Source organism: Bradyrhizobium stylosanthis (assembly GCF_001641335.1).
Lineage (GTDB): Bacteria > Pseudomonadota > Alphaproteobacteria > Rhizobiales > Xanthobacteraceae > Bradyrhizobium > Bradyrhizobium stylosanthis.
The window spans coordinates 893561-918892 of record NZ_LVEM01000002.1 but is presented as its reverse complement, the minus strand read 5'-3'; the positions used below and the strand labels follow the sequence as shown (position 1 = coordinate 918892).

The following is a 25332-nucleotide window of genomic DNA, read 5'->3' as shown; positions in this document are numbered from 1 at the left end:
CATGCTTCGCCTGTCTACGGCCGGACGTAGCTCCAGCCCTTCTCCTGCAACTCCATCATGTGGACGACGCCGGAGGGCACCATGGAGGCCTCCGGCAGCAGCTCCAGCGGCTTGCCTTCCTTCTTTTCCATCCCTTCCCTGGTGACGCCGCATGCGGCGAAGCGGATCTTGCTGGGGAAGGCGAGCTCGTTCATGGCGTGAATGCGGTCGGCGACCGGCGTCGTGTCCTTGCGCAGCATGTGCAGCCCGGGGCCGAACGCCACGATCTCGACATCGGCGTCCTCGCCCTTCTTGCGGTAGTAGTCGAGCACGTTGGTCGCGTTGTTGAGCGCCAGATTCATCACGGCGGGATCGTTCTGGTTGACCTGGATCACAAGCCGGTGCGGCGCCGGCCTGGCCGGGCGGACGGCTTGCTTCTTCGGGACCATGGCCCGCGCCGAGATCGCCGAACCCTGCTGCTGTTGCGTCGGGGTCATCGGATACGCCGGGCTGATCGCGAATGTGGCAATCATGGCTGTGACGATAGGAATTCGTACATCAGGCATGGACCATCTCCCGTCCTGGCTTTTGCGCTTTACATGCGGTGCAACTCGTTCGATCTCGATGCGGCTGTTGTGCCGGCCTGTTGATGCTGCGCGTGGATTTGCGTGGGCGACGCCCGACCACGGACCATGAACTCCGCGGTGGGCCGCCGACAGACTGCAGTTCGTGCTAAGCGCAATGGATTAAGCGCGGGGGACATCAGCGCGACGTGCCGTTGCGCTCGGGTTCAAAGCCGCGAGGAGATTTCAGGTCACAAGACCCAAGGGCCGATCTGGCGATTGCGCCGGAGTAAACGGCTTGGAGCGGGCGAAGGGAATCGAACCCTCGTATGCAGCTTGGGAAGCTGCCGTTCTACCATTGAACTACGCCCGCAGATGCGCTTCGCGCCTGTCCTGATTAGCCGAGACGGCGCGCCTCGCCAAGCGGTTTGGCGCGGGCAGCCGGATGCTTCTTAAGGTTTTGGCAAGATTTTGGGTGCGCCGGATTGTGGCAGTGTTATGATCCAGCCGTCGGGGGAAAAACGTGCACTGAGTGGGGCGTGTGCATGGTGGGGCGCGGCTATACGATATTCAACACGGCGATAGGGCGCTGCGGCATCATCTGGAGCGGCACCGGCGTCGTGGCCGTGCAGTTGCCGGAGGCGCGGGAGATCGATACCCGCCGCCGGATTTTCCAGGTCCATCCCGAGGCGCGCGAGCAGCAGCCGCCGCTCAATACCGAGCTTGCGATCGAGGGCATCGTGGCCTTGCTGCAAGGCAGCGATCCCGATTTCTCCGAGGTCAGCCTCGATGCCGGCGGCGTGCCGGGCTTCAACCGGCGGGTCTATGAATACGCCTGCACGATCCCGCGCGGGGAGACGCGCACCTATCACGAGATCGCCAGGGCGCTGGGCGCCTCCGGCGCCGCGCATTCGGTGGCGCAGGCCATCGCCAAGAATCCCTACATGCTGATCGTGCCCTGCCACCGCGTGCTGGAGGCCGGCAATTACACCGACCGGCTCTCGCCCTATGGCGGGGTGATCTCCAAGCGGCGGCTGTTGTCGCTCGAGGGTGCCCATCCGATCGCCAGCAAGACGCTGTTCGACGTGCTGCTGCCCGTTGCCCCGCCACGCGCGCCCAGCTGAGGCGCGATCCTGATCGCTGGCTTTGATTTTTTGGGCATGATCTTGCCGGACAACCGCTACACACTTGCCCGGATCATCCCTAGATAACGCGGCATGGATGCCACCACGCTGCTGACGACACGATCGATGACCGTCTCCGAGTTTCGCTGCGATGCGGGACCGGACGACACGCCGTTTGCGGAATGCCGCACCGGCCATTCCATCGCCTATGTCCGCTCCGGCAGTTTCGGCTGCCATTGCCGCGCCGGCTTCTTCGAGCTGGTGGCGGGCTCGATGCTGGTCGGCGCACCCGGCGAGGAATACACCTGCACGCACGAGCACGTCTCGGGCGATGTCTGCCTGTCGTTCTTCCTCAGCGAGGACATGGTCGACGCGCTCGGTGGGCGGCGCGACGTCTGGCAGGTCGGCGCGACGCCGCCGCTGCCCGAGCTGATGGTGCTGGGCGAGCTCGCCCAGACGGCAGCAGATGGCAACAGCGACCTCGGCCTCGACGAGGTCGGACAGATCCTGGCCGGCCGCTTCGTCGAAATCGTCTCCGGCAAGACGCGCAAGCCCGCGACACCGACCGCGCGCGACCGCCGCCGCGCTGTGGAGGCCGCGCTGTGGATCGACGACAATTCGCATGCCGAGGTCGACCTCGAACAGGCCGCAAAGCAGGCCGGCCTTAGCCCGTTCCATTTCCTGCGGCTGTTCTCGGCCGTGCTCGGCGTCACCCCGCATCAATATCTGGTGCGATCGCGGCTGCGCCACGCCGCGCGCAGGCTCACCGAGGACGACATCGCCGTCACCGACATCGCCTATGACGTCGGTTTCGGCGACCTCTCCAACTTCGTCCGCACTTTTCATCGCGCCGCCGGAGTGTCGCCGACGAAGTTCCGGCAGGCCTCAAAGGGCGAGCGCAAGATTCTCCAAGAGCGGTTGGCTGTGAACTGACGCTAAGCCTTCGTTGACCAGACGCGAAGGAATAGATCGCCGCTTGCGGCACATGGCGTTAGCGTTCGGCCGGAGTGCACGACGAGACGCAGCGTGGAATGGATCCTCATCATCGGTTTCGGTGCCTTCGCCTGCTATCGCATGAGGCGCGCGCATGAAAAGGCGGACGAATATGCTGCAACCGGTATGGCGCGATCACCGCTGTACTGGTCGACCGCGGCGCTCACCATGACCCTGCTCGGCCTCTCCCTGTACATGGCTCACCTTGGGCACGAAGGGCCGATCCCATGGCCCTATTGGCCGATCGTGGTTGTCCTGTTCATCGTGATCTTGCTGCTGCGCCGTGCCTTGAAATGGCGCTATCCGATCTAGCCCGACCCACGGGCTGGTGTTCACCGGCGAGGATGCGCAAGATTCTCCAAGAGCGGCTTGCCCTCTACTGACTAGGGTCGTCTCCGGCGCGCGCCACGTTCGGCGCGCTTTGCAATGGAGACGATCATGTATGACCACATCGGACTGCGCGTTGCCGACCTCGACGCCGCCACGCGCTTCTACACCGCGGTGCTGGCGCCGCTCGGTTATGTCCTGTGCTCCAGCGGCGACGGCTATGCCGGCTTCGGGCCGAAGGGCGAGCCGGCGCTGTGGCTGCATCTGAACAAGGGACGCAAGGCCGACGGCGCGCATATCGCCTTTCGCGCCAAGGACCATGACGCGGTCAAGGCGTTTCACAACGAGGGCCTCAAGAGCGGCGGCCGCGACAATGGCGGCGCCGGGCCGCGTAGGGATTACAGCCCGACTTACTACGCGGCGTTCCTGATCGATCCGGATGGGAACAATGTGGAGGCAGTTTGCGTGTGAGCCGCAACGGCCGGCCGCCGTCATTGCGAGGAGCTCTTGCGACGAAGCAATCCAGACTGCCTGTGCGGAAAGATTTCTGGATTGCTTCGCTGCGCTCGCAATGACGGTGTTTATTGCGACCACCTGATCAGATCAAAGGACATCTCCATGGCTTCCATCCACAACGACATTCTTCTCAATACCCCAGCCCGCGACGTCTGGGATGCGGTGCGCGATTTCGGCGCGCTGCCCGAGCGGCTTGCGCCGGGCTTCGTCACCGCCTGCACGCTCGATGGCGATGAACGTATCGTCACCTTCGCCAACGGTTCGGTGGCGCGCGAGGTGCTGGTCGATTGCGACGACGCGCGGCAGCGCCTCGTCTATGCCATCAGCAACGAGCGGCTGAAGCACTACAGCGCGTCGGTGCAGGTGATCGCCGAAGGCGAGGCGCGGTGCCGGCTGGTCTGGATCATCGACATGCTGCCGAACGAGCTCGCCCCTTACGTCCAGGGCCAGACGAAGGACGCCGTCGCCGCCATCCACCGCGCGTTCCCGGCGGCGGCTGCGTGATATTTCTCACAGAGCCGCACCCTTCCCGGCCGTAACCATGCCCGCGTGCGTCCGGTTGGCTCTGCTCTCCCGGCAGCGCCACGCACGCGAGGAGCATGCGATGAGAGGTGCGGACAAGGTGATCTGCCAGGCAGCCGCCGTGCTGCTGCTGTTTTCGATTTCGAGCGTGCCGGCAAAGGCGCAGTTCCTCGGCGGCGGAGGTGCCGGCGGCGAGGACATGATGACCCAGATGGCGCCGATGCTGGAGATGATGAAGGCGAAGATGGGCAAGCGCCGCTTCGCCATGCTGATGCAGACCATGGGCCCGATGATGAGCCGCATGATGGAGAACGGTGGCGGCGGGCTCAGTGGCATGATGGGCGGCGGCGGAGGTCTTGGCGGCCTCGGCGGCGGCAATCTCGGCGGCGGCTTCGGCGCGCCCAATTACGGCGGCTACGCGCCGATGGGCGGCGGCACGATGCCGACCGGTTTCGGCGGCATGGGCGGCGGCGATATCATGGGCATGCTCGGCGGCGCCGGTGGCGGCGACATGATGGCGATGATCCCGCAATTGATGCGGCTCGCCAATGTCGGCGGCGGCGGCCATCGCCGTCACAAGCATCGCTAGAACGAAGCATATCGCCGCAAGGATGGATCCCCGGATCGCGCTGCGCGCCATCCGGGCTACGAGACCTGCCGTGCAGACAACGAGGCAACCACCCTTCGCGGGGCACGAAGGATGGCTGCACCTGGCCGGCGAGTGGGGGCGTCGCCGGTATCAGATCCGATCGTTGAGAAGGACGCCGGACACCGACGCGTTTGCAGTCGCCGCATCGGTCGATCCTGCGTCGTAAGTGTGGTCGGCGAACGAGTCCTGCAGCGATTGGAGAAATTGCTGCAGCAGCTCCGTCGCCGACGTGGTGCTGGACGAACCCTTCGTGTTGCTCCCGGTCGTCGTGTCGCTCGATCCGGTCGTGCTGGACGAGGTCGAATCGGTGGACGAGCTCGTCAGCGACTGAAGGAATTGCTGCAGCAGATCCACCAGCGGATTGCCGCTCGACGAGCTGTCCGTGCCGCCGGCCGAAGATCCGCCAGACGGCGGCGGTCCGGGCGGCGGGCCACCGGCTCCGCCGGGTCCACCCGGACCATGGGAGAACGCCGCCTTGAACACACCCTGCAGCTCGGTGGCCTGCTGGTCGGTCAGCTTGCCGCTCGACACTTCCTGCTGGATGAGATCGTCGATCCTGGAGGCGAACTCGTCCGGCGACAGCCGGGTGCCGCTCGACTGATCGCTCGTCCTGCTCGATTGCAGGGCGGAGTCGATGTCCCCGAGCGCAGACGACAACGCCGACTGATCGGTCGAGCTGATCGCGCCGGAATCGACTTCCGCCTGCAGTTCGTCCTGCAATCTTTGCAATGGTGACGCGTGGTGATGAGAGGAGAGCGCCGAAATCGAGGTCATGGTGGCTTTCCGTGCTGATGAACTCGCGGCGAAATTGTCGCCAGGAGCTGGCGCGGAGCCTTCGGCAAGGCACGGCTTCGGTTACCCGGCATTGCCAGGCAGCAAGCAGAAACATTTGGAAACAAAAATCCGGCGAGCGCGTCCTAATCCGCCGCGCTGGATAGGGCCGGCCTGATCGCGGGCTTGCTCACGCGCGGGCCCCAGCGCGTCAGCAGGACGCTGGAGCACGACAGCAAGCCGAGCACGACCATCGAGCTTGCGGCCAGCCAGAAAAAGCTCTGCGCGGTGGCGTCATGCGTCGACAGCCACCAGCCGACCGCAGAGATGTAGATCAGCCGCGCGGTCTGCGCCAGCACCGGGCCGATCACCTTCGCCGCGCCCTGCGAGGAGAAATACATCACCGTCGCAAGGCCGAAGAACGCGTAGAACGGCCCGACCGTCGAGAGATATTGATGGCTCGCCGCGCGCACGGCCGCGCTGTCGGTGAAGATGTTGACCCAGAGATCGGGGTAGATCGCAACGAGGGACGCGGGCGCGCCGACGGCGACGAAGGCGGCAACGCTTGCGGTCCAGGCGATGCGCCGGGCCCGCGCGATGCGGCCGGCGCCGATCGCCATCCCGACCATCGGCACGCAGGCAATGCCGAACGAGAACGCGATCGAGGTCAGCAAAAATTCCAGCCGGGCGCCGACGCCGTAGCCGGCGAGGATCGCCGTGCCGAACTTCGCCAGCATGTGGGTGAAGATCGAGATCGTCAGCACCGATTGCAGCGGGGAGAAGCAGGCGATGGCGCCGACCTTCAGGATGTCGAAGAACATCGCCCACTGGATGCGCAGGCCGCGCAGCTTCAGTGCGATCCGCGCCCGGCCGGAGAACAGGTACCAGCCCATGATCGTGATGTTCATGCAATAGGCGATCAGCGCGCCGGCCGCGACGCCGCGCATGCCGAATTGCGGCACCGGGCCGAGCCCGAGGCCGAGCGTGCCGCCGAGCACGATCTGCCAGGCCGCGGAGTTGAGGATGAGGAACGACGGCAGCTTCATGTTGCCGGTGCCGCGCAGGATGCCGGCCATGGTGTTGAGCAGCCAGGGCAGCACGGCGCCGCCGAAGAACACCTGCGTGTAGGCGATCGCATGCGTCAGCACATCACCGCGGCCGCCGAGCATTTCGAGCACCGTGGGGCCGAAGATCAGCATGCCCAGCATGAAGACGAGGCCGAAGCTGATGCCGATCAGCATGGCGTGCATGGCGAGCGTGCCGGCCCGCTTGCGGTCGCCGGCGCCGAGCGCACGCGCGATGGACGACGCGACCGCGCCGCCCATGGCACCGCCGGACATGGTCATGGTCAGGATCACTGTCGGAAACACCAGCGCCATCGCGGCCAGCGCCTCGACGCCGAGCCGGCCGATATAGGAGGTCTCCGCGATCACCGTGCAGGTGCCGGCCGACAGCGCGATCACGTTCGGCCAGGCCAGCGAGAGCAGCGTGCGCAGGATCGGCCCGTCGGTCAGCGCGCTCCTGATGGGACGCGGCGGCGGCGGCAGCGGGCGCTCTTGCTCATCGACCGGGATCTCGGCGATGTCGGACATGTCCTCTCCCGGGCAGGGACGCCATTCGCGGCGCGGCAATCACTTGGTGTGCCAATAAATCCGTTCGCGCGCAGGGCGCGGTGCGGGCTTGTTAGCACGGCGATTGCCGATTCCTCCTGCGCCGGATGCAGGCGTGCCCTGCGGCAGCGCATTTCAGCCCGTGGAATTGCGGCTCTTCTCCCTCTCCCCGCTTGCGGGGAGAGGCAAAGCTTCGGCCGCATCCGCATCACCCGATCGTCCAGACCAGCGGCGGACGGCCGCCCGCAGCGGTGCGCATCTGCACGCCGATATGCCGGCCGCATCCCGCAGCCAGTCCTTCGAACAAACCCTCCAGCACCTTGGCGCAGGCGCGGTGATAGTCGGCGACGTCGTCCATCAGCTTCCAGCTCTGCTGGCGGATTTCGAACGCGCCTTCGGACTGTATCGTCTCGGCGGCGTCATCCTGCGCGGCGAACAGGGCGTCCAGGAACGCTGCGAACTCGCTCGCGCCACCGCGGCTCATCGACAGCGCCGCGGCAACCTCGTCGAAATATTGCATCCCGATCAGCTTGCCGGTGAGGTGCAGCAAATAGCCGGCATCCTCCGGACCGAACAGCTGCACCATCACAGGCGCGGCGGTGCGGACATATTCCATCGCGTAGTTGCGATACGCCTTTTCCAGCCGAGGCTTCGGCCAGCTCGCGACCGGCAATGCCGGCGCAGTCCTGGCATCGAACAGCGGCGCCTCCAGATGGCGTGCGAACACGAGGCGCTGGTCCGGTTCGAGTGGATGGTCGTACTGGTGATAGTAGCCTTCGAGCCCGTCCTGGCCGTCGACGCTCTGCTTGGTGCAGACGAAGCCGAGCCTGGTATCGCCGAGCGCGACGCCGTTGTTGGCGTGCCAACCGCGCAGCATCGCGCGCGAGACTTCGCCCGGCACGCCGCAGATCGCGGTGCCCTTCCAGATCCAGCGCGGCGGCGGATAGCGGATCCAGGCCTTGGTGTCGCTCTCGTACATGTATTCGACGTGGACGCCGCCGATCCAGTTGGAGAGATAGTGATATTGCGCGGCGGCCACCGCCGGCGGCAGATGATCGATCCCGAGCTTCTTGAGCCCCGGCAGGAAGCGCTCCTGCTGCTGGCGGCGGAACACGCGGAAGACGAATTCGGCGGCATCCGCCGTGCCGCGGCGCGTGACGACGGTGAGGATGAGGCCGGTGAAAAAAGCGTGGTAGAGGTCGGCAACCGCGCGCCAGCGCTTCCATTGGGCTTCCTGCGCGGTGTCGCCTGGCGTGGTCATGTTCGCTCCCGATCGTTGTTGCAATCGAGTGTGTCACCGCCTCCGCCGACAGGCAACATGACGCGCGCGCAAGGCTCTCTGCGCGGCGGCCCGTCAATTCCGCATCACGAATTTTGTGCAGCCTTCGCAGCGCGATCGCGCTCGACGCGTTCGGTGACGTCGCGCGCCATCGCGACCGATCCCTGCACCGCGCCGCCGGCGTCGCGCACCAGCGCGAAGGTCATCTCGATGTAGAGCTTGCGGCCGCTCTTGTGCAGCGCGCGGGTCAGCGTCGGCTTGCCCGCAAGCTTCATCGTGCCGCTCGCGAGCGCAGCCTCAAAACCTTTCCAGTGCGCGGCGCGCAGATGCTCGGGAATGATGAGGTCGAGATTCTGGCCGAGCGCTTCGTCGGCAGCGAAGCCGAACAGTGCCGCCGATGCGCGATTCCAGCGCGTGATCGTGCCAGCGCGATCCGAATAGATCAGCGCGTCCGCGACATCGTCGAGGATGTATGCGTCGAGCTGGGATTGGTCCACCATCTCATCACCCCACATGATGCCGGATTTGGTTAGGCATCCTGCCACACATTCGGTGTCATCGCCCGACTTGATCGGGCGATCCAGTAGTCCGAGGCAGCAGTGATCGAACGCGAGGTCGCGGCGTACTGGATGCCCGGTCGAGCCGGGGCATGACAGTAGGGTGTAGGACTACACCCGGAAATGCTTCGATAGTTTGAGGCCCTGGGCCTGGTAATTGGAACCGATGCGCTGGCCGTACATCGCATCGGGGCGCGCCAGCATCTTCTCGTAGACGAGGCGGCCGACGATCTGGCCGTGCTCGAGGATGAACGGCACCTCGCGCGAGCGCACTTCGAGCACCGCCCGCGATCCAAGCCCGCCCGCACCGGCATAGCCGAAACCGGGATCGAAGAAGCCGGCATAGTGCACGCGGAATTCACCGACCAGCGGATCGAAAGGCACCATCTCCGCGGCGTAATCCGGCGGCACCTGCACCGCTTCCTTGGAGGCGAGAATGTAGAACTCGCCGGGATCGAGGATCAGGCTGCCGTCGGGACGCGCCGAGATCGGCTCCCAGAAATCCTCGACGGAATAGCCGGCGCGCCGATCGACATCGACGACGCCGGTATGGCGCTTGGCACGATAGCCGACGAAGCCGTTCGCCTTCTCGCCGGAGAGATCGACCGAGACGGCAACGCCGCCCGCGAGATCGGCATCGTCGATATCGACGAGACGCTCGGCGGCATGCAGCGCATCGAGCTCGTCGGCGTTGAGGATGGCATCGCCGGTGCGGAAGCGCACCTGCGACAGGCGCGAGCCCTCGCGCACCAGAACCGGGAACGTCTTCGGGCTGATCTCGGCATAGAGCGGGCCGTGATAGCCGGCACCAATCATGTCGAAGCGGCGGGTGCCGTCTGCGATGACGCGGGTGAAGACGTCGAGGCGGCCGGTCGAGCTTTTAGGATTGGCGGCCGCGACGATCTCCGGCGGCAGCGCCAGGCTTTCCAGCAGCGGCACGATGTAGACGCAGTTGGTCTCCAGCACCGCGCCGTCGGCAAGGCTGAACTCGTGCAGCTTCAACTCGTCGATGCGCTCGGCGACGGTGGCACCGGGACCGGGCAGGAAGCTGGCGCGGACGCGATAGGCGATGTCGCCGAGACGCAGATCGAGGCTCGCCGGCTGGATCTGGCTTTCGACGAAGTCGTAGGCGGGCAGGATGAGGCCCGCCTCCGCCATCGCCGCGATCATGCGGTCGGGCAGGATACCATTGGCGTCGGGCGCGACCGTGAACGTCAACCGAGGGTCCTCATCAGGGGTCAAGTACATCCGGACATGCGGGAAATACTAGCCTTTTACGGCTATCCGATGGACGCCTTGACGAAAAGGGCAATGCGGAATATGAGCATCACTTATCCCGTGGTGATTTGAGCCGGCCGGCTTGCAGCCACGTTAAATAAGTCGCTAAACAGGCCGGGGACCTCTGTGATCCCGGCCCGTGGTTTTATCCAGGCCGGTTTTTTTGTGGCCGTTTTCGACGAGACGGTCATATCGGAGGGTCCTATGTCGAAGTCGCCTGCTGCCTACCGCCCCGAAACCCGCCTGGTCCATTCCGGCACCCTGCGCTCGCAATATGGCGAGACGTCCGAGGCGCTGTTTTTGACGCAAGGGTATGTCTACAACAGCGCCGAGGAGTGCGAGGCGCGGTTCAAGGGCGAGGACCCCGGCTTCATCTATTCGCGCTACTCGAACCCGACGATTGCGATGTTCGAGCGCCGGATGATCGAGCTCGAAGGCGCCGAAGCCGCCCGCTCGGCGGCAACCGGCATGGCGGCGGTGACGACCGCGATCCTGGCGCCGCTGAAGGCCGGCGATCACGTGGTCGCCTCGCGCGCACTGTTCGGCTCGTGCCTCTATGTGATCCAGGACCTGCTGCCGCGCTACGGCATCGAGACCACGCTGGTGGACGGTGCCAATCTCGATGAATGGCAGCGCGCGGTGAAGCCCAACACCAAGACGTTCTTCCTGGAGAGCCCGACCAACCCGACGCTCGACGTGCTCGACATCCCCGGCATCGCCGAGATCGCGCACAAGGGCGGCGCTCGGCTCGTCGTCGACAACGTGTTCGCGACCCCGATCTGGCAAAGCCCGCTCGCGCTCGGGGCCGACGTCGTCGTCTACTCCGCGACCAAGCACATCGACGGCCAGGGCCGCTGTCTGGGCGGCATCATCCTGTCGTCGGAAGCCTTCATCGCCGAGCACATCCACAATTTCATGCGCCAGACCGGCCCGTCGATCTCGCCGTTCAACGCCTGGGTCCTGCTCAAGGGCCTGGAAACGCTGGGCGTGCGCGTGCGCGCGCAGACCGACACGGCGGCGCGGGTCGCCGAGGTGCTGGCGAGCCACCCGAAGATCTCGCGGCTGATCTATCCCGGCCGCGCCGATCATCCTCATGCCGCACTCGTGAAGAAGCAGATGCGCGGCGGCTCGACGCTGGTCGGCTTCGAGGTCAAGGGCGGCAAGGCCGCGGCGTTCCGCGTGCTCAACGAGCTCAAGCTTGCGAAGATCTCCAACAATCTCGGCGACGCCAAGAGCCTCGTGACGCATCCGGCCACCACGACGCATCAGCGCCTGAAGCCGGAAGACCGTGCCGCGCTCGGCATCAGCGAAGGTTTCATCCGCTTCTCCGCGGGGCTGGAGCATGCCGACGATCTGATCGAGGATCTGACGGCGGCGCTGGAGAAGGCGTGAGGTGCGCTTCGTAGGGTGGATTAGCCGAAGGCGCAATCCACCTCTTCTGCATCTGCGGAAACAGACAGTGGTGGGTTACGGCTTCGCCTAACCCACCCTACGGCACTTCGCCGGGACGACCCATCACATCGGCCGGTACGTCCGCACATCCGCGGGCACGTTCACCCCGAGCTTGATCTGGCCGACGGAGCGGATGATGTCGTCGCCGAGCAACTGGGCGAAGCAGGCGTAGCCCCAATCGTTCATGTGCAGGCCGTCGGCGATCACGAAGCTCTCGACCGGGATCGACTGGTTCTCGTGCCAGTCGCGCATCACCTCGAAGCGCGGGAAGATGCCGACCTTGCGCAGCTCGGCGACCTTGCCGAGCAGCTTGATCATCTTGCCGGCGCTCTCCGCGCGCTGATTGACGGCCGGCGAATATTGCGGATCGACCAGCACGATGTCGGCGCCGCCTGCGGCCTGGATGCGGGCGATGCCGTCCTCGACGAGCTTGGCGGTGTCGCCGGGATCGAGATTGCGCAGCACGGCGTTGGTGCCGACCTGCCAGATCACCATGTCCGGATGCACGTCGATCACCTGCGTCTGCAGGCGCTTCATCATCTCGGGCGCGTCCTCGCCGCCGACGCCGGCATTGATGACGGTGATGTCGGCGGTCGGATAGTGCCGGCGCAGCTGCGCGGCGAGGCGGTTCGGATAGTTGAAATCAGGCGAGCTCGCGCCGTAGCCGGCGGTCGACGACGAGCCGAACGCGACGATCACGACGGGCTTACCGGCAACGAGCTTGGCGGCGACATGCGGCAGCGAGCCCATCGCCTTCGCACTGCCCTTGTTCGCGTCCTTGGGCGGCAGGCAGGGCACGCGGCTGAAGATGTCGCCGGCGGATTTCGCGACCTGCTTCACCTTGTCGATGGCGCGCGAGGTGATGCCACGCTGCTCGGGCGACGTCGCCGCGACCGTGGTCTGAGAGGACGGTGCGGGCGCGGGATTAGCGGCTTGCGCCGGTGAGGGCGTCGCCTGCGCGGCCTGCGCCTGCGCGCGCGACAGCGAGGCCGGCGTCAGCAACAGCAGCGCGGCTGCTGCCGATACAGTCAGCCATGCCGTCAAGCCAAAAGGGCGGAGAGAACTCATTAACGCTAGACCTCAATTTTGCTGCTGGGCCGGCCCCAGATGGGCTGCGTCGAACACGAACTGCGCCAACGCCCGGCCAAGGCAATCATGGACCTGTTTCGCCAGCTCTGGCCCGCGGGACGGGCTGAACAGGTCGAACTGACCCTGATCATTCCACTGCCGCATGATCGCGAAACGGTCGAACAGCGGGATGTCGTGCTCCTGCGCCACCACACGCATATTGTCGAGGTAAGGCGGCACCGCGATCATGGTCTCCGTACGCGGGCTGTACTGCAAGTTCATCAACACGACGTCAGCCCCTGCCTTTTGCAGCGCAGTAACCCCTTCGGTCACAGCGCCGCGAAAATCATCGGGATCGATGGCTCGGATAGCATCCACGGTCCCGGTCTGCCAGATGACCAAAGTAGGCCTTTTTGCTTCCACCAGCTTAACGAAGGTAGCGGCGGCCTCCTCTGCCGTCTTCTTGCTCTGTATTTCTACGGAGACGTGCAAGGCCTCCGACGGCGGCAGCTTGTCCTTCAGGATGGCCTGCATGCGCGCCGGATAGGAAGCGTCCTCGGAGGCCGGAATCCTCGTCGAACCGCTGCCGATGACCAGAACCTCGAGTGGCTTGCCTGACCTGACGGCCTCGGCGACCCTGGGAAGCTGGCTTTCGCTGGTGAGCAGATAGGACGGCAGTTCGCACGCGGGAGGCACGGCCGGAGCAGCAGGCGCAGCATCGCCCGCGCGCGCCTGGGGCGCGGCGAGGACACCGCATAGCAGGACAAGGCTCAGGAGAACCTTCGCCTTCATCAGCCCCCTCCCGCCAGATCGGCGTTGCCGACGGCGTTTTTCGTTTTTGCACCGCTCTTGTCAGCCACGCGCTTGTACCACGAAATCACCCAGGCCACGCCCCACATGATCAGGATTCCGGAGAGACTAATCAGCGCATGCATGGCTGCGCCGCCTGAGACTTCGGCCAGGATGAAGTGGCCGGCGAAGGCGAGGAAGACGCCGAGGCAGAAGATCTCCAGGGAATGGGAGCCGCACAGGATCAGCGGCCGCAGCCACGGCGACTTCAGGCCCGGCCAGTCGCGCGGCAGGAAGCGCACGGTAAGCGCAGCCAGCGCCAGGAAATGCGTGAAGCGCAGAACGTCGAGGTTGGTCTTGTCGATCGGATACATCCACTGTTCGAGCAACTTCGGCATCAGGTGGGGCACCCGCGGCGCATACCAGGTCAACGTCACGTAGAACGCCGCCACGATATAGGCGATCGCGATCCACATCGTTACCGGCGACGCTAAAATACGCGACATGCGCCGCGCACCGCCGAGCGCACACCATGCGCCGAACACAAACAGCAATTGCCAGGCAAAGGGATTGAACGCCCAGAACCCGTTCGGATAGGCCGACAAATAGAGGTCCCACTCCCAGGTCACCGCATAGAGCACGGTCGAGAGCGCCAGCGTGACGTCGGGCTTCCACTTCATCGACCACAGGATCAGGGGCAGCGCGAGCATCAGGACGATGTAGAGCGGCAGCACGTCCATGTTGACGGGACGGAAGCGCAGCAGCAGCGCCTGCACGATGGTGACGTCGGGCTGCTTGAGGAAGTCCATGATCCCCATCTCTTCGGTGTAGAGCGGGTTCTCGAAACTGGTCGCCACGTAGGAGATCTCGGCGAGGAAGATCGTGAACAGGAAGACGTGCGCGACATAGATCTGCCAGACCCGCCGCAGGATGCGCGCGGTGGCGATGACGAAGCCGCTCTCCAGCATGGCACGGCCGTAGACGAAGGCGGCGGTGTAGCCGGAGATGAAGATGAAGATCTCGGTGGCGTCGCTGAAGCCGTAATTGCGGATCGTGAACCAGGTCAAAAGGCTCGGCGGCAGATGGTCGATGAAGATCAGCCACAGCGCCAGCCCACGGAACAGGTCGAGGCGGAGCTCGCGCTCGCCGATGGCGGGCAGCGAGATGGCCGGCGCGGCCGCACGCGGCTTGGTCTCCGCGGGATTGGCGGTTCCCGCGATGGTCGATCCCGTCACTTGGTCGGCAATGGTCATCGGGGCCTAAAAACCCTCACCCAAATCGCGACGTTACATGGAGTGTACCGGTCCGGCCGTCGTCTCGCAAAGCGGCCGGATCACATCGGGGTGCTTTTCCCTTTGGGGACGCCCTTCCCTTGGGGTGTACTTCCTCGCCAATTCTGGCGGGACGATGTCGCCAAGACCGGCTCCGGCGTTTGGTTCCGGACCGGATTTCGGTATGATGTCGGCCATGTATCGCGCCGTGACCCGCCAGATCGAAGTAACCGTCGAGCCGAACTTTGTTCCGGAGCAGTCGTCGGCCGACCGCTCCCGCTATTTCTGGTCCTACACCATCGTCATCACCAATTCCGGCGAGGAGACCGTGCAGCTCAAGACGCGGCACTGGATCATCACCGACGCCACCGGCCGGCAGCAGGAGGTGAAGGGCGAGGGCGTGGTCGGCGAGCAGCCGACCCTGGCCCCCGGCGAACGGTTCGAATACACCTCCGGCGTGCCGCTGACGACCGCCTCCGGCTTCATGACCGGCCGCTACCAGATGGTCAGCGAAACCGGCGAACGCTTCGAGATCGACGTGCCTACGTTCTCGCTGGACAGCCCGGACAACAAGCGGGTGTTGAACTAGGGGCGCCCAAGCACAGGTGCCGTAGGGTGGGCAAAGGCGCAACGCGCCGTGCCCACCATTCTCGATTGCGGCACGAGGTGGTGGGCACGCTTACGCTTTGCCCACCCTACGATGTCCGGGCTTGTGACGAGCTACGACGCCGATTACGCGTCCTCGACGCCCGCCTCATCCGGCGTGAACTGGTACACCGATGAGCAGAACTCGCAGGTCACGACCACCTTGTCGTCCTTGACCATGGCGGCGCGGTCGTCGGACGAGAAGCTCTTCAGCATCGAGGCGACCGCGTCGCGCGAGCAGGAGCATTGCGCTTTCAGCGACAGCGGATTGAACACGCGCACGCCGCGCTCGTGGAAGAGGCGGTAGAGCAGCCGCTCGCCGGAGAGCTCCGGATCGATCAGCTCGACGTCCTCGACGGTGTCGATCAGCGAGCGCGCCTCGACCCAGGCGTCGTCTTCCGCGACGCTGTGCACCTCGGCGCCTTCGGGCGCGTCGCCGGGATGCAGGTCCGCCTGCCGCGCGCGCTCGGGCGCCTTCGGCAGGAATTGCATCAGCATGCCGCCGGCGCGCCAGCGATGCTTGCCGCCGTCGCTCGATCGCCACTCTTCGCCGACGGCAAGGCGCACCTTGGTCGGGATCTGCTCGGAGCGCAGGAAATATTCGTGGGCGGCGTCTTCCAGGCCGCCACCGTCGAGCGCGACCAGGCCCTGATAGCGGCTCATGTCGGGGCCCTGGTCGATGGTCATGGCGAGATGACCGCGGCCAAGCAGCGTTCCGGAATCCTTGGTCGTGCCGAGGCGCGAGGCATCGTAGCGCGCATAGGCGCGCAGATGATCCGGCGCCTTGTAATCGACGACCAGGAACGACACCGGACCGTCGGTCTGGGCCTGCAGGATGAAGCGGCCCTCGAATTTCAGCGCGGAGCCGAGCAAGGTCGCCAGCACGATAGCCTCGCCGAGCAGCTTGCCGACCGGCGCGGGATAATCGTGCTTGGTCAGGATCTCGTCGAGCGCCGGACCGAGCCGGACCAGCCGCCCGCGCACGTCGAGCGCGTCGACCTCGTAGGGCAGCACGGCGTCATCGATCGGAACCGCGGATGGAGCGCGAACCGGGCCTTCAGGCCCGGTTTTCATGTCAGGGGATTGGGAAACCATGGCGCTTTATCTGGGGTCGGAGGGCGGAAATGGAAGGGGTGCGGGTGGTGTGTGTTCCGGGTGCAGAATGGATCGCACAAAGCACGACAAACTCAGTGTCGTCCCGGGGCGCGCGGAGCGCGAGCCCGGGACCCATAACCACAGGATTCCGTTGTAAGCGGCGATGACAACTCCGAGTCCTCGCCAAACTCAGTCCTGTGGTTATGGGTCCCGAATCTGCGCTTCGCTTGTCCGGGACGACGGCAGCGTGTGCGGCGACAGCCACCCCACCGCACGCGCCGCTACTTCACCGCGTCGAAGCACCAGGCCAGAATGCCCTTCTGCGCGTGCAGGCGGTTTTCGGCCTCGTCGAACACGACCGATTGCGGGCCGTCGATCACCTCGTCCGTGACCTCCTCGCCGCGATGTGCGGGCAGGCAGTGCATGAACAGCGCGTCGGGTTTTGCCAGCGACATCAGCTTCGAATTGACCTGGTAGGGCTTGAGCACGTTGTGGCGGTGCTCGCCCTCCTTGTCGCCCATCGACACCCAGGTGTCGGTGACGACGCAGTCGGCGCCCTTCACGGCGGCCTCGGGATCGCTGCCGAGCACGATCGGCGCGCCGGTCGCCTTGATCCAGTCGCGCATCGCCTTCTTCGGCGCGAGTTCCGGCGGCGTTGCGACGTTGAGCTGGAATTTGAAGCGCTCGGCCGCATGCGCCCAGGACGCCAGCACGTTGTTGTCGTCGCCAGTCCAGGCCACCGTCTTGCCCTCGATCGGGCCGCGATGCTCCTGATAGGTCAGCAGGTCCGCCATCACCTGGCAGGGATGCGAGCGCCGCGTCAGGCCGTTGATGACCGGCACGGTCGCATTCGCCGCAAGCTCCAGCAGCGCATCGTGGTTGAGGATGCGGATCATGATGGCGTCGACATAGCGCGACAGCACGCGCGCGGTGTCGGCGATGGTCTCGCCGCGGCCGAGCTGCATCTCGGCGCCCGTGAGCATGATGGGCTCGCCGCCGAGCTGGCGCATGGCGACGTCGAACGAGACGCGGGTGCGCGTCGAGGGACGCTCGAAGATCATCGCCAGCGTCTTGCCTTCGAGCGGCCTGACCGGCTGATGCGCCTTCTGCTTCGCCTTCATGGCCGAGGAGGCGTCGAGCATGCTCTTGAGCTCCGACAACGGGAGCTCGTTGATATCGAGAAAGTGCTTCGGGGACTTGCTCATCAGCTTGCCGCCCGCTTGTTGCCCGTGAGCGCAGTGCAGGCGCGCTCCAGCCGTCCGACGCTGTCCTCGATCTCGGCTTCGGTGACGATCAGAGGCGGCAGGAAGCGCACGACATTGTCGCCGGCACCGACCGTGAGCAGCTTTTCGTTGCGCAGCGCGGCGACGAGATCGCCGGAGGGCACGACAGCCTTGATGCCGATCAGGAGGCCCTCGCCGCGCACCTCGCTGACGACGTCAGGGTGACGGTCGATCACAGAGGCGAGCTTCTGCTTGAGCAGCAGCGACATCTTCTGCACGTGGTCGAAGAAGCCGGGCTTGAGCATGACATCGAGCACGGCGTTCGCAGCCGAGATCGCCAGCGGATTGCCGCCGAAGGTCGAGCCGTGCGAGCCGGGGCCCATGCCGGAGGCCGCTTCTGCTGTGGCCAGCACCGCGCCGATCGGGAAGCCGCCGCCGAGCGCCTTGGCCAGCGACATCACGTCAGGCGTGACGCCGTAGCGGCGATGCGCGAACAGATCGCCGGTGCGGCCCATGCCGGTCTGCACCTCGTCGAAGGCGAGCAGCAGGCCCTTCTCGTCGCAGAGCTGACGCAGTGCCTTGAGGAACGCCGGCGTCGCCGAGCGCACGCCGCCCTCGCCCTGGATCGGCTCGATCAGGATGCCGGCGGTCTGCGGGCCGATCGCCTTCTTCACGGCCTCGATGTCGCCATGCGGGAGCTGGTCGAAACCGTCCATCGGCGGACCGAAACCTTCGAGATATTTCGGCGATCCCGTCGCGGCCAGCGTTGCCAGCGTGCGGCCGTGGAAGGCGCCTTCGAAGGTGATGATGCGGTAGCGCTCCGGATGGCCCTTGGAGAAGTGATGATGACGGACCAGCTTGATCACGCCTTCCAGCGCCTCGGCGCCGGAATTGCAGAAGAACACGAAGTCCGCGAAGCTCTCGCTGCACAGGCGCGCGGCAAGCTTCTCGCCGTCCGGGCTCTGGAACAGGTTCGACATGTGCCAGAGCTTGGTCGCCTGCTCCTGCAGCGCCTTGACCAGCGCGGGATGGGCGTGACCGAGCGCGTTCACCGCGACGCCGGAGGTGAAATCGAGATAGCGATCGCCATTGGTCGCGATCAGCCAGCAGCCTTCACCACGCTCGAAACCGAGGTCGGCTCTGGCGAAAACGGGGAGCAAATGCGGCGCTGCGCTGTTAGTCATGACGATCACTTGAATGTTGAGGACGGCCCGGGCGCGCTCACGCAGCGCACCATTGACCAGCCCGGAAAACGAAACGTGCCGCCTTTTAAGGGCGGCACGTGACACTATCTTATGCCGGGTAGAACGGGTGTCAATGCCGCCCGAAAGCCTCGCGAAACGCTGAATCCGTAGTCTTGCGGTGCCGAATTAGCGCGGTTTTAGCCACGGAACATGTGGAAGCGAGTCGGCGGACTCTTGCGCGTGAGTCACGCCATATTGTAGCGTTTGGCTTGTCAGATACGACATCTCGTGCAGCAGTTCTGATCCTCTAAGTCCTCATGTACCGGCGTAGACGTTCGGGCGTTCTGGTTACGCCCGGCGAGCCTTAAGGGATTCTGGCGGCACGGGTTTTTCGAGGCTTAGGCATTCGCCGCAGGGCGCCAGGACGGCAGCCGCGCGGCGAGGGAAAGGGTGCAATGACGGTTTTGACCTGGTCCGACGATCGCGTCGAGCAGTTGAAAAAGCTCTGGGAGGCCGGCTTGTCGGCCAGCCAGATCGCAGCCGAGCTCGGCAACGTGACCCGTAATGCCGTGATCGGCAAAGTGCACAGGCTCGGCCTGTCCGGCCGCGCCAAGAGCCCCTCCTCGGCAGCTCCGCGGCCGCGCAAGGCGCGTCCCGCGCAGCACATGATGCGGGTCAGCCGCCCCATCGCCCGCGGCAACACCGCGCTGGCGCAAGCCTTCGAGGTCGAGGTCGAGGCGGAGCCCGTGACCTACGACAACGTGGTGCCGATGAGCCAGCGGCTGTCGCTGCTGGAGCTGAACGAGGCGACCTGCCACTGGCCGATCGGCGATCCCTCGAGCCCGGATTTCTTCTTCTGCGGCGGCAAGGCGCTCTCGGGCCTGCCCTACTGCGCGCAGCACTCGCGCGTGGCCTATCAGCCCGCCGCGGATCGCCGGCGCGCGCCGGCCAAGCCCGGCACGCGCTGAGCACGGTTTTAAGCGACACCGTCCCGACGTGAGGCCGGGACGATGATCGAGGCATAAAAAAGCGCGCCATGTGGCGCGCTTTTTATTTGGCTTGCCTGAAGCCGCTCTCAGGTCTGCTCGGCTTTCGCAAAGCGGTCGTCGAGCGCGTAGCCCGCACCGCGGACGGTGCGGATCGGGTCCTGCTCGCGGCCGAGATTGAGCAGCTTGCGCAGGCGCCCGATATGGACGTCGACGGTGCGCTCGTCGATGTAGATGTCGCGGCCCCAGACGCTGTCGAGCAGCTGCTCGCGCGAGAACACGCGGCCCGGATGCTCCAGGAAGAACTCCAGCAGGCGATATTCGGTCGGACCGAGATCGATCGGCCGGCCCGAGCGCGCGACGCGGCGCTTGTCGCGATCGAGCTCGATGTCGCCATAGGCGAGCACGGTGGCGAGCCGCTCGGGGCTGGCGCGGCGCAAGAGGCCTTTCACGCGCGCCAGCAGCTCCGGCACCGAGAACGGCTTGACGATGTAGTCGTCGGCGCCGGTGGCAAGCCCGCGCACCCGCTCGCTCTCCTCGCCGCGCGCGGTGAGCATGATGATCGGGAGCTGCTTGGTCTCGGGGCGGGTCCGCAGCCGCCGGCACAGCTCGATGCCTGACAGGCCCGGCAGCATCCAGTCGAGCACGATCAGATCGGGAATATGTTCCTTGAGACGGGTGTCGGCATCGTCGCCGCGCATCACCGTCTCGACGTCATAGCCGTCGCCTTCGAGGTTGTAGCGCAGAAGCTCGGTCAGAGCTTCCTCGTCCTCAACCACCATAATGCGTGCGCCCATGGTGTCGTCGCTCCTTAAGTCTTCAGGTATTCGGAACCGTCGTGGCGAAGGTCGTCATGTCGCCCTTCGGCCGCTTGTCGGTGATCGCCTGGCCCTCGATCATGTAGAACACGGTCTCGGCGATGTTGGTGGCGTGGTCGCCGATGCGCTCGATGTTCTTGGCGCAGAACATCAGGTGGATGCAGAACGAGATGTTGCGCGGATCCTCCATCATGTACGTGAGGAGCTCGCGGAACAGCGAGGTGCAGATGGCGTCGACTTCCTCGTCGCCCTTCCACACCGCCATCGCCGCCGGCAGATCGTGCGCGGCATAGGCGTCCAGCACCGACTTGACCTGCTGCTGCACGAGGTCGGTCATGTGTTCCAGGCCGCGGAACAGCTTGAGCGGATGGAAGTCCGTCTCCAGCGCCGCGACGCGCTTGCCCATGTTCTTGGCGAGGTCGCCGATGCGCTCGAGATCGGTCGCGACGCGCATGGCGCCGACGATCTCGCGCAGGTCTACCGCCATCGGCTGGCGGCGGGCGATGGTGAGAACGGCACGTTCCTCGATCTTCTTCTGGAGCGCGTCGAGCTCGGCGTCGATGGTGACGACGCGCTGGCCGAGCGCGACATCGCGGCGGATCAGCGCGCCGACGGAATCGACGATCATGCGCTCGGCGATGCCGCCCATCTCGGCGACCAGGCGGGTGAGCTCCTGGAGGTCGGTGTCGAAGGCTTTTGCGGTATGTTCAGAACCCATGTCCCGTCTCCTCAGCCGAACCGGCCGGTGATGTAATCCTGCGTGCGCCGATCGGTCGGCGACGTGAAGATCTTGCTGGTGTCGTCGAACTCGATCAGCTCGCCGAGATACATGAAGGCAGTCTTGTCGGAGACGCGCGCCGCCTGCTGCATGTTGTGGGTGACGATCGCGATCGTGTAGTTCTCGGACAGTTCCTGGATCAGCTCCTCGACCTTGGCGGTCGAGATCGGGTCGAGCGCCGAGCAGGGCTCGTCGAACAGGATCACCTCGGGCCGCACCGCGACGGTGCGGGCGATGCAGAGGCGCTGCTGCTGGCCGCCGGAGAGCGACAGGCCGGAGGCGTTGAGCTTGTCCTTGACCTCGTTCCACAGCGCGCCGCCGCGCAGCGCCTTCTCGACCCGGTCGTCCATCTCGGACTTCGAGATCTTCTCATAGAGACGGATGCCGAAGGCGATGTTCTCGTAGATCGTCATCGGGAACGGCGTCGGCTTCTGGAACACCATGCCGACGCGGGCGCGCAGCAGGTTGAGGTCCAGCTTGGGGTCGAGAATGTTGGTCTGGTCGAGCATGAGCTGACCGGTGACGCGCTGGCCCGGATAGAGATCGTACATCCGGTTGAAGATGCGCAGCAGGGTGGACTTGCCGCAGCCCGACGGACCGATGAATGCCGTGACGCGGTTGGTACCGAGCGTCAGGTTGATGTTCTTCAGCGCGTGGTGCTCGCCGTAATAGAAGTTGAGGTTGCGCACCGTCACCTTGGCGGGCGCTTCCGGCAGCACCTGCTGCGAAGCCAGATGGGCGTTCGAACTCACGGATACGGAAAGGTCGGTCATTTTGCAGTCCTCTCGGCGCCGAGGATGCGCGCGCCAATGTTCAGGGCAAGCACGGTGATCGTGATCAGCAGCGCGCCGCTCCAGGCGAGCTGCTTCCAATAGGCGTAGGGGCTCTGGACGAAGTTGTTGATGGTGACCGGCAGGTTCGCCATCGTCTTGTTCAAGCCGAGGCTGAAGAACTGGTTCGACAGCGCGGTGAACAGCAGCGGCGCGGTCTCGCCGGCGACGCGGGCGGTGGCGAGCAGCACGCCGGTGATGAGGCCCGAGCGGGCCGCACGATAGGCGATGCGCTTGATCACCAGCGAGCGCGGCAGGCCGAGCGCGGAAGCCGCCTCGCGCAGCGCGTTCGGCACCAGCAGCAGCATGTCCTCGGTCGTGCGCAGCACCACCGGGATGACGATGACGGCCAGCGCGAGGCTGCCGGCGATCGCCGAGAAGCCGCGCATCGGCACCACCACCGCACCGTAGATGAACAGGCCGATGATGATCGACGGCGCCGAGAGCAGGATGTCGTTGATGAAGCGGATCACCGAGGTCAGACGGTCGTTGCGGCCGTACTCGGCGAGATAGGTGCCGGCGAACAGGCCGAGCGGAGCGCCGATGCCGACGCCGATCACGGTCATGATCAGCGAACCGACGATCGCGTTGCGCAGGCCGCCTTCGGTCGAGCCCGGAGGCGGCGTATCTGCGATGAACAGATCCAGGTTCAGGCCGGCGATGCCGTTGTAGAGCAACGTCGCCAGGATCAGCGCGAGCCAGGTGACGCCGAAGGCGGCGGCGGCGATGCAGAGCCCGCGGATCACGATGTCCTTGCGGCGGCGGCGTGCGTAGATCGGGTTCATGTCACTTCCCCGCCTTCTTTTCAAGGCGCAGCAGCATCAGCCGCGCGGCTGCGAGCACGAAGAACGTCAGCACGAACAGCAGCAGGCCGAGCAGGATCAGGCCGGACTGGTGCAGGCCGTCGCTCTCGGCGAACTCGGACGCGATCGCCGCCGAGATCGTGGTGCCCGGGGCGAAGATCGACGATGAGATGCGGAACGAGTTGCCGATGATGAAGGTCACCGCCATGGTCTCGCCGAGCGCGCGGCCCAGCGCCAGCATGACGCCACCGATGATGCCGACGCGGGTGTAGGGGATCACCACGCTGCGGACGACTTCCCAGGTGGTGCAGCCGACGCCGTAGGCGGCTTCCTTCAGCACCGGCGGCACGGTCTTGAACACGTCGACCGAGATCGAGGTGATGAAGGGCAGCACCATGATGGCGAGGATCAGCGCGGCGTTGAACAGGCTGAGATAGGACGGGGGACCCGCGAAGATCGCACCCAGCACGGGGACGCCGTCGAAAATCTTGATCATGAAGGGCTGGAAGGTGTTGGCCAGGAACGGGCCCAGCACGAAGAAGCCCCACATGCCGTAGATGATCGAGGGAATGCCGGCGAGCAGCTCGACCGCCATGCCGATCGGGCGGCGCAGCCATTGCGGGCAGAGCTCGGTGAGGAAGATCGCAATGCCGAGACCGACCGGGATGGCGATCAGCATCGCGATGAAGGAGGTGACGAGCGTGCCGTACATCGGCCCGAGCGCGCCGAGCACGGGCGGATCGGCCGACGGCGCCCAGCGCTGCGTCCACAGGAAGGCGAAGCCGTATTCCTTGATCGCCGGGAAGGCGCCGACGATCAGCGAGAGGATGATGCCGCCGAGAATGAGCAGCACCGAAATCGCGGACAGCCGCGTGATCCAGTAGAAGGTGAGATCGCCGAGCTTGAACGCGCTCAAGGCCTTGGCGCGGTCATACGGTCCGGCAGCATCAATTACGTTGCTCTCGACAGCCATCTCAGCCACGCCGATCCCCTGTAGCCGTTTTATACATGCTTGTTGTTGGTGGCGCGCTCCGGATCTGGCGCGATGCCGATCCGGAGCGGAGGTCTTGGATCATCCCGGCACCCCGTCCGGGACGGGGAGTGCCTTAGCTCTTGATCTCGGCAGCCCAGGTCTTCTCGATCAGGGTCACGACGCCCTCGGGCATCGGGATGTAGTCGAGCTCCTCGGCCGCCTTGCCGCCGTTCTTGAAGGCCCAGCGGAAGAACTTGATGGCTTCCTGCGAGGCCGCCTTGTCGGTGGCGTCCTTGTGCATGAGGATGAAGGTCGCAGCCGTGATCGGCCAGGACTTCTCGCCGGGCTGGTCGGTCAGGATGACGTAGTAGCCGGGAGCCTTGGCCCAGTCGGCGTTGGAGGCGGCCGCCTGGAAGGCCTCGACGGTCGGCTGCACCGGCTTGCCGGCCTTGTTGACGAGACCGGTGTAGGTCAGCTTGTTCTGCTTGGCATAGGCATACTCGACGTAACCGATCGAGTTCTTGGTCTGGCTGATGTTGCCCGACACGCCTTCGTTGCCCTTGGCACCGACGCCGACCGGCCACTCGACCGCGGTGCCCTCACCGACCTTGCTCTTCCAGTCGGCCGAGGCCTTGGAGAGGTAGTTGGTGAAGTTGAAGGTGGTGCCCGAACCGTCCGAGCGGCGGACGACGGTGATCGCCTCCGACGGCAGCTTCACGTTCGGATTGAGCTTCTTGATCGCGGCGTCGTCCCACTTGGTGATCTTGCCGAGATAGATGTTGGCGAGGGTCTCGCCGTCGAACACCATCTCACCGGGCTTCACGCCCTCGATGTTGACGACGGGAACGATGGCGCCCATCACCATCGGCCACTGGACGAGGCCGTCCTTCTCGAGCTGCTCGGCCTTGAGCGGCGCGTCGCTGGCGCCGAAGGTCACGGTCTTGGCCTGGATCTGCTTGATGCCGCCGCCCGAGCCGATCGACTGGTAGTTCAGACCGTTGCCGGTCTCCTTCTTGTAGGCGTCAGCCCACTTGGAATAGATCGGGAACGGGAATGTCGCACCGGCACCCGTGATATCGGCGGCAAAGGCCGCCGTCGTCGTTGCGGCGACCAAGCCGGCAGCGACGATCGTTTTGATGAAATTCATGCTGGTCTCCATACAGGGGAGCGAAGCGCCATCCGCGCCCGATCGCGCTCCCCGCGCCGCCCCTTTAGGAGCAGACGGCTGTGCTTTTACGAAGGTTTCGTG

The 25332-nt window shown here is 65.3% G+C and carries 27 protein-coding genes, 1 tRNA gene and 1 riboswitch; of the genes, 9 read left to right on the top strand and 19 right to left on the bottom strand.

The window, feature by feature from the left end:
- Window positions 1-14 precede the first annotated feature (14 nt).
- Together A7X65_RS16255 and A7X65_RS16250 are read right to left on the bottom strand one after the other, a co-directional pair.
- Window positions 15-545 carry a DsrE family protein gene (locus tag A7X65_RS16255; RefSeq protein WP_167358252.1) on the bottom strand — a complete coding sequence of 177 codons (531 nt, stop codon included), beginning with the start codon at window positions 543-545 and terminating at the stop codon, window positions 15-17.
- A 296-nt stretch (window positions 546-841) separates the two neighbouring features.
- Window positions 842-915, bottom strand: a tRNA-Gly gene (locus A7X65_RS16250).
- Between the two features lie 172 nt (window positions 916-1087).
- Between A7X65_RS16250 and A7X65_RS16245 the strand changes: the two genes are divergently transcribed.
- From A7X65_RS16245 to A7X65_RS16220, 6 genes are all read left to right on the top strand, one after another.
- Complete coding sequence (locus A7X65_RS16245; protein WP_063686435.1) at window positions 1088-1666, top strand: methylated-DNA--[protein]-cysteine S-methyltransferase; 579 nt, start codon at window positions 1088-1090, stop codon at window positions 1664-1666.
- Window positions 1667-1759: 93 nt separating this feature from the next.
- Window positions 1760-2599: a helix-turn-helix transcriptional regulator gene (locus tag A7X65_RS16240; RefSeq protein WP_063686434.1), complete on the top strand. Its 840-nt coding sequence runs from the start codon at window positions 1760-1762 to the stop codon at window positions 2597-2599.
- A 93-nt stretch (window positions 2600-2692) separates the two neighbouring features.
- On the top strand, window positions 2693-2971 hold the full coding sequence (locus tag A7X65_RS16235) for a hypothetical protein (protein WP_167358251.1): 279 nt from the start codon (window positions 2693-2695) through the stop codon (window positions 2969-2971).
- Between the two features lie 126 nt (window positions 2972-3097).
- Window positions 3098-3457 (top strand): VOC family protein, encoded by a 360-nt coding sequence (locus tag A7X65_RS16230; protein WP_063687729.1) that lies wholly within the window; start codon window positions 3098-3100, stop codon window positions 3455-3457.
- A 147-nt stretch (window positions 3458-3604) separates the two neighbouring features.
- A complete protein-coding gene (locus A7X65_RS16225; protein WP_063686432.1) occupies window positions 3605-4006 on the top strand; it encodes an SRPBCC family protein in 402 nt (133 codons plus the stop codon).
- Window positions 4007-4106: 100 nt separating this feature from the next.
- Complete coding sequence (locus A7X65_RS16220; RefSeq protein ID WP_063687728.1) at window positions 4107-4613, top strand: hypothetical protein; 507 nt, start codon at window positions 4107-4109, stop codon at window positions 4611-4613.
- A 150-nt stretch (window positions 4614-4763) separates the two neighbouring features.
- Here A7X65_RS16220 and A7X65_RS16215 read toward each other — a convergent pair whose 3' ends face one another.
- From A7X65_RS16215 to A7X65_RS16195, 5 genes are all read right to left on the bottom strand, one after another.
- The gene (locus A7X65_RS16215; protein WP_063686430.1) at window positions 4764-5447 is read right to left on the bottom strand and encodes a hypothetical protein; all 684 of its coding nucleotides are present in this window, start codon (window positions 5445-5447) and stop codon (window positions 4764-4766) included.
- A 143-nt stretch (window positions 5448-5590) separates the two neighbouring features.
- Window positions 5591-7036, bottom strand: a complete 1446-nt coding sequence (locus A7X65_RS16210) for an MATE family efflux transporter (protein WP_063686428.1) — start codon at window positions 7034-7036, stop codon at window positions 5591-5593.
- A 226-nt stretch (window positions 7037-7262) separates the two neighbouring features.
- Window positions 7263-8315, bottom strand: coding sequence for a hypothetical protein (locus A7X65_RS16205; protein ID WP_063686426.1), 1053 nt, complete (start codon window positions 8313-8315; stop codon window positions 7263-7265).
- Window positions 8316-8419: 104 nt separating this feature from the next.
- The gene (locus A7X65_RS16200) at window positions 8420-8833 is read right to left on the bottom strand and encodes a PAS domain S-box protein (protein ID WP_063686423.1); all 414 of its coding nucleotides are present in this window, start codon (window positions 8831-8833) and stop codon (window positions 8420-8422) included.
- 168 nt (window positions 8834-9001) lie between these two features.
- Window positions 9002-10138, bottom strand: coding sequence for a 2'-deoxycytidine 5'-triphosphate deaminase (locus A7X65_RS16195; RefSeq protein ID WP_156527835.1), 1137 nt, complete (start codon window positions 10136-10138; stop codon window positions 9002-9004).
- An 80-nt stretch (window positions 10139-10218) separates the two neighbouring features.
- Window positions 10219-10298, top strand: a riboswitch (SAM riboswitch).
- Between the two features lie 74 nt (window positions 10299-10372).
- On the opposite strand from A7X65_RS16195, the gene A7X65_RS16190 reads away from it, so the two are divergent.
- Window positions 10373-11560: an O-succinylhomoserine sulfhydrylase gene (locus A7X65_RS16190; RefSeq protein ID WP_063687727.1), complete on the top strand. Its 1188-nt coding sequence runs from the start codon at window positions 10373-10375 to the stop codon at window positions 11558-11560.
- Between the two features lie 123 nt (window positions 11561-11683).
- Here the strand turns inward: A7X65_RS16190 and A7X65_RS16185 are convergent, their stop codons facing one another.
- Genes A7X65_RS16185 through A7X65_RS16175 form a run of 3 tightly spaced genes read right to left on the bottom strand, consistent with a single transcriptional unit; the run spans window position 11684 to window position 14730 of the window.
- A complete protein-coding gene (locus A7X65_RS16185) occupies window positions 11684-12688 on the bottom strand; it encodes an SGNH/GDSL hydrolase family protein (RefSeq protein WP_063686419.1) in 1005 nt (334 codons plus the stop codon).
- Between the two features lie 12 nt (window positions 12689-12700).
- Window positions 12701-13480 (bottom strand): SGNH/GDSL hydrolase family protein, encoded by a 780-nt coding sequence (locus A7X65_RS16180; protein WP_063686416.1) that lies wholly within the window; start codon window positions 13478-13480, stop codon window positions 12701-12703.
- On the bottom strand, window positions 13480-14730 hold the full coding sequence (locus tag A7X65_RS16175; RefSeq protein WP_063686415.1) for an OpgC domain-containing protein: 1251 nt from the start codon (window positions 14728-14730) through the stop codon (window positions 13480-13482). Before A7X65_RS16175 ends, A7X65_RS16180 begins: the two co-directional genes overlap by 1 nt.
- A gap of 214 nt (window positions 14731-14944) precedes the next feature.
- Between A7X65_RS16175 and apaG the strand changes: the two genes are divergently transcribed.
- Window positions 14945-15337, top strand: a complete 393-nt coding sequence (apaG, locus tag A7X65_RS16170; protein WP_063687726.1) for a Co2+/Mg2+ efflux protein ApaG — start codon at window positions 14945-14947, stop codon at window positions 15335-15337.
- A 143-nt stretch (window positions 15338-15480) separates the two neighbouring features.
- Here apaG and A7X65_RS16165 read toward each other — a convergent pair whose 3' ends face one another.
- From A7X65_RS16165 to A7X65_RS16155, 3 genes are all read right to left on the bottom strand, one after another.
- Entirely contained in the window at window positions 15481-16488 is a 1008-nt protein-coding gene (locus tag A7X65_RS16165; protein ID WP_063686413.1) for an Hsp33 family molecular chaperone, read from the bottom strand.
- 281 nt (window positions 16489-16769) lie between these two features.
- Window positions 16770-17693 (bottom strand): ornithine carbamoyltransferase, encoded by a 924-nt coding sequence (argF, locus tag A7X65_RS16160; RefSeq protein WP_063686410.1) that lies wholly within the window; start codon window positions 17691-17693, stop codon window positions 16770-16772.
- Window positions 17693-18895 carry an aspartate aminotransferase family protein gene (locus tag A7X65_RS16155; RefSeq protein ID WP_063687725.1) on the bottom strand — a complete coding sequence of 401 codons (1203 nt, stop codon included), beginning with the start codon at window positions 18893-18895 and terminating at the stop codon, window positions 17693-17695. Before A7X65_RS16155 ends, argF begins: the two co-directional genes overlap by 1 nt.
- Before the next feature lie 455 nt (window positions 18896-19350).
- Here A7X65_RS16155 and A7X65_RS16150 point away from each other — a divergent pair, with 455 nt between their 5' ends.
- Window positions 19351-19863 carry a GcrA family cell cycle regulator gene (locus A7X65_RS16150; protein WP_063686408.1) on the top strand — a complete coding sequence of 171 codons (513 nt, stop codon included), beginning with the start codon at window positions 19351-19353 and terminating at the stop codon, window positions 19861-19863.
- Between the two features lie 107 nt (window positions 19864-19970).
- On the opposite strand, the gene phoB is transcribed toward A7X65_RS16150, so the two are convergent.
- The 6 genes from phoB to pstS all read right to left on the bottom strand — a co-directional run bounded on the left by phoB (window position 19971) and on the right by pstS (window position 25230).
- Window positions 19971-20678 carry a phosphate regulon transcriptional regulator PhoB gene (phoB, locus tag A7X65_RS16145; RefSeq protein ID WP_008143479.1) on the bottom strand — a complete coding sequence of 236 codons (708 nt, stop codon included), beginning with the start codon at window positions 20676-20678 and terminating at the stop codon, window positions 19971-19973.
- A 22-nt stretch (window positions 20679-20700) separates the two neighbouring features.
- The gene (gene phoU / locus A7X65_RS16140; protein WP_063686406.1) at window positions 20701-21417 is read right to left on the bottom strand and encodes a phosphate signaling complex protein PhoU; all 717 of its coding nucleotides are present in this window, start codon (window positions 21415-21417) and stop codon (window positions 20701-20703) included.
- Window positions 21418-21428: 11 nt separating this feature from the next.
- Entirely contained in the window at window positions 21429-22250 is an 822-nt protein-coding gene (gene pstB / locus A7X65_RS16135) for a phosphate ABC transporter ATP-binding protein PstB (RefSeq protein ID WP_063686404.1), read from the bottom strand.
- The gene (gene pstA, locus A7X65_RS16130; RefSeq protein ID WP_063686402.1) at window positions 22247-23092 is read right to left on the bottom strand and encodes a phosphate ABC transporter permease PstA; all 846 of its coding nucleotides are present in this window, start codon (window positions 23090-23092) and stop codon (window positions 22247-22249) included. The genes pstB and pstA overlap by 4 nt, the downstream gene beginning before the upstream one ends.
- A 1-nt stretch (window position 23093) precedes the next feature.
- Window positions 23094-24083 (bottom strand): phosphate ABC transporter permease subunit PstC, encoded by a 990-nt coding sequence (pstC, locus tag A7X65_RS16125; protein WP_063686400.1) that lies wholly within the window; start codon window positions 24081-24083, stop codon window positions 23094-23096.
- Window positions 24084-24216: 133 nt separating this feature from the next.
- On the bottom strand, window positions 24217-25230 hold the full coding sequence (gene pstS, locus A7X65_RS16120; RefSeq protein ID WP_063687724.1) for a phosphate ABC transporter substrate-binding protein PstS: 1014 nt from the start codon (window positions 25228-25230) through the stop codon (window positions 24217-24219).
- Window positions 25231-25332: the final 102 nt, after the last annotated feature.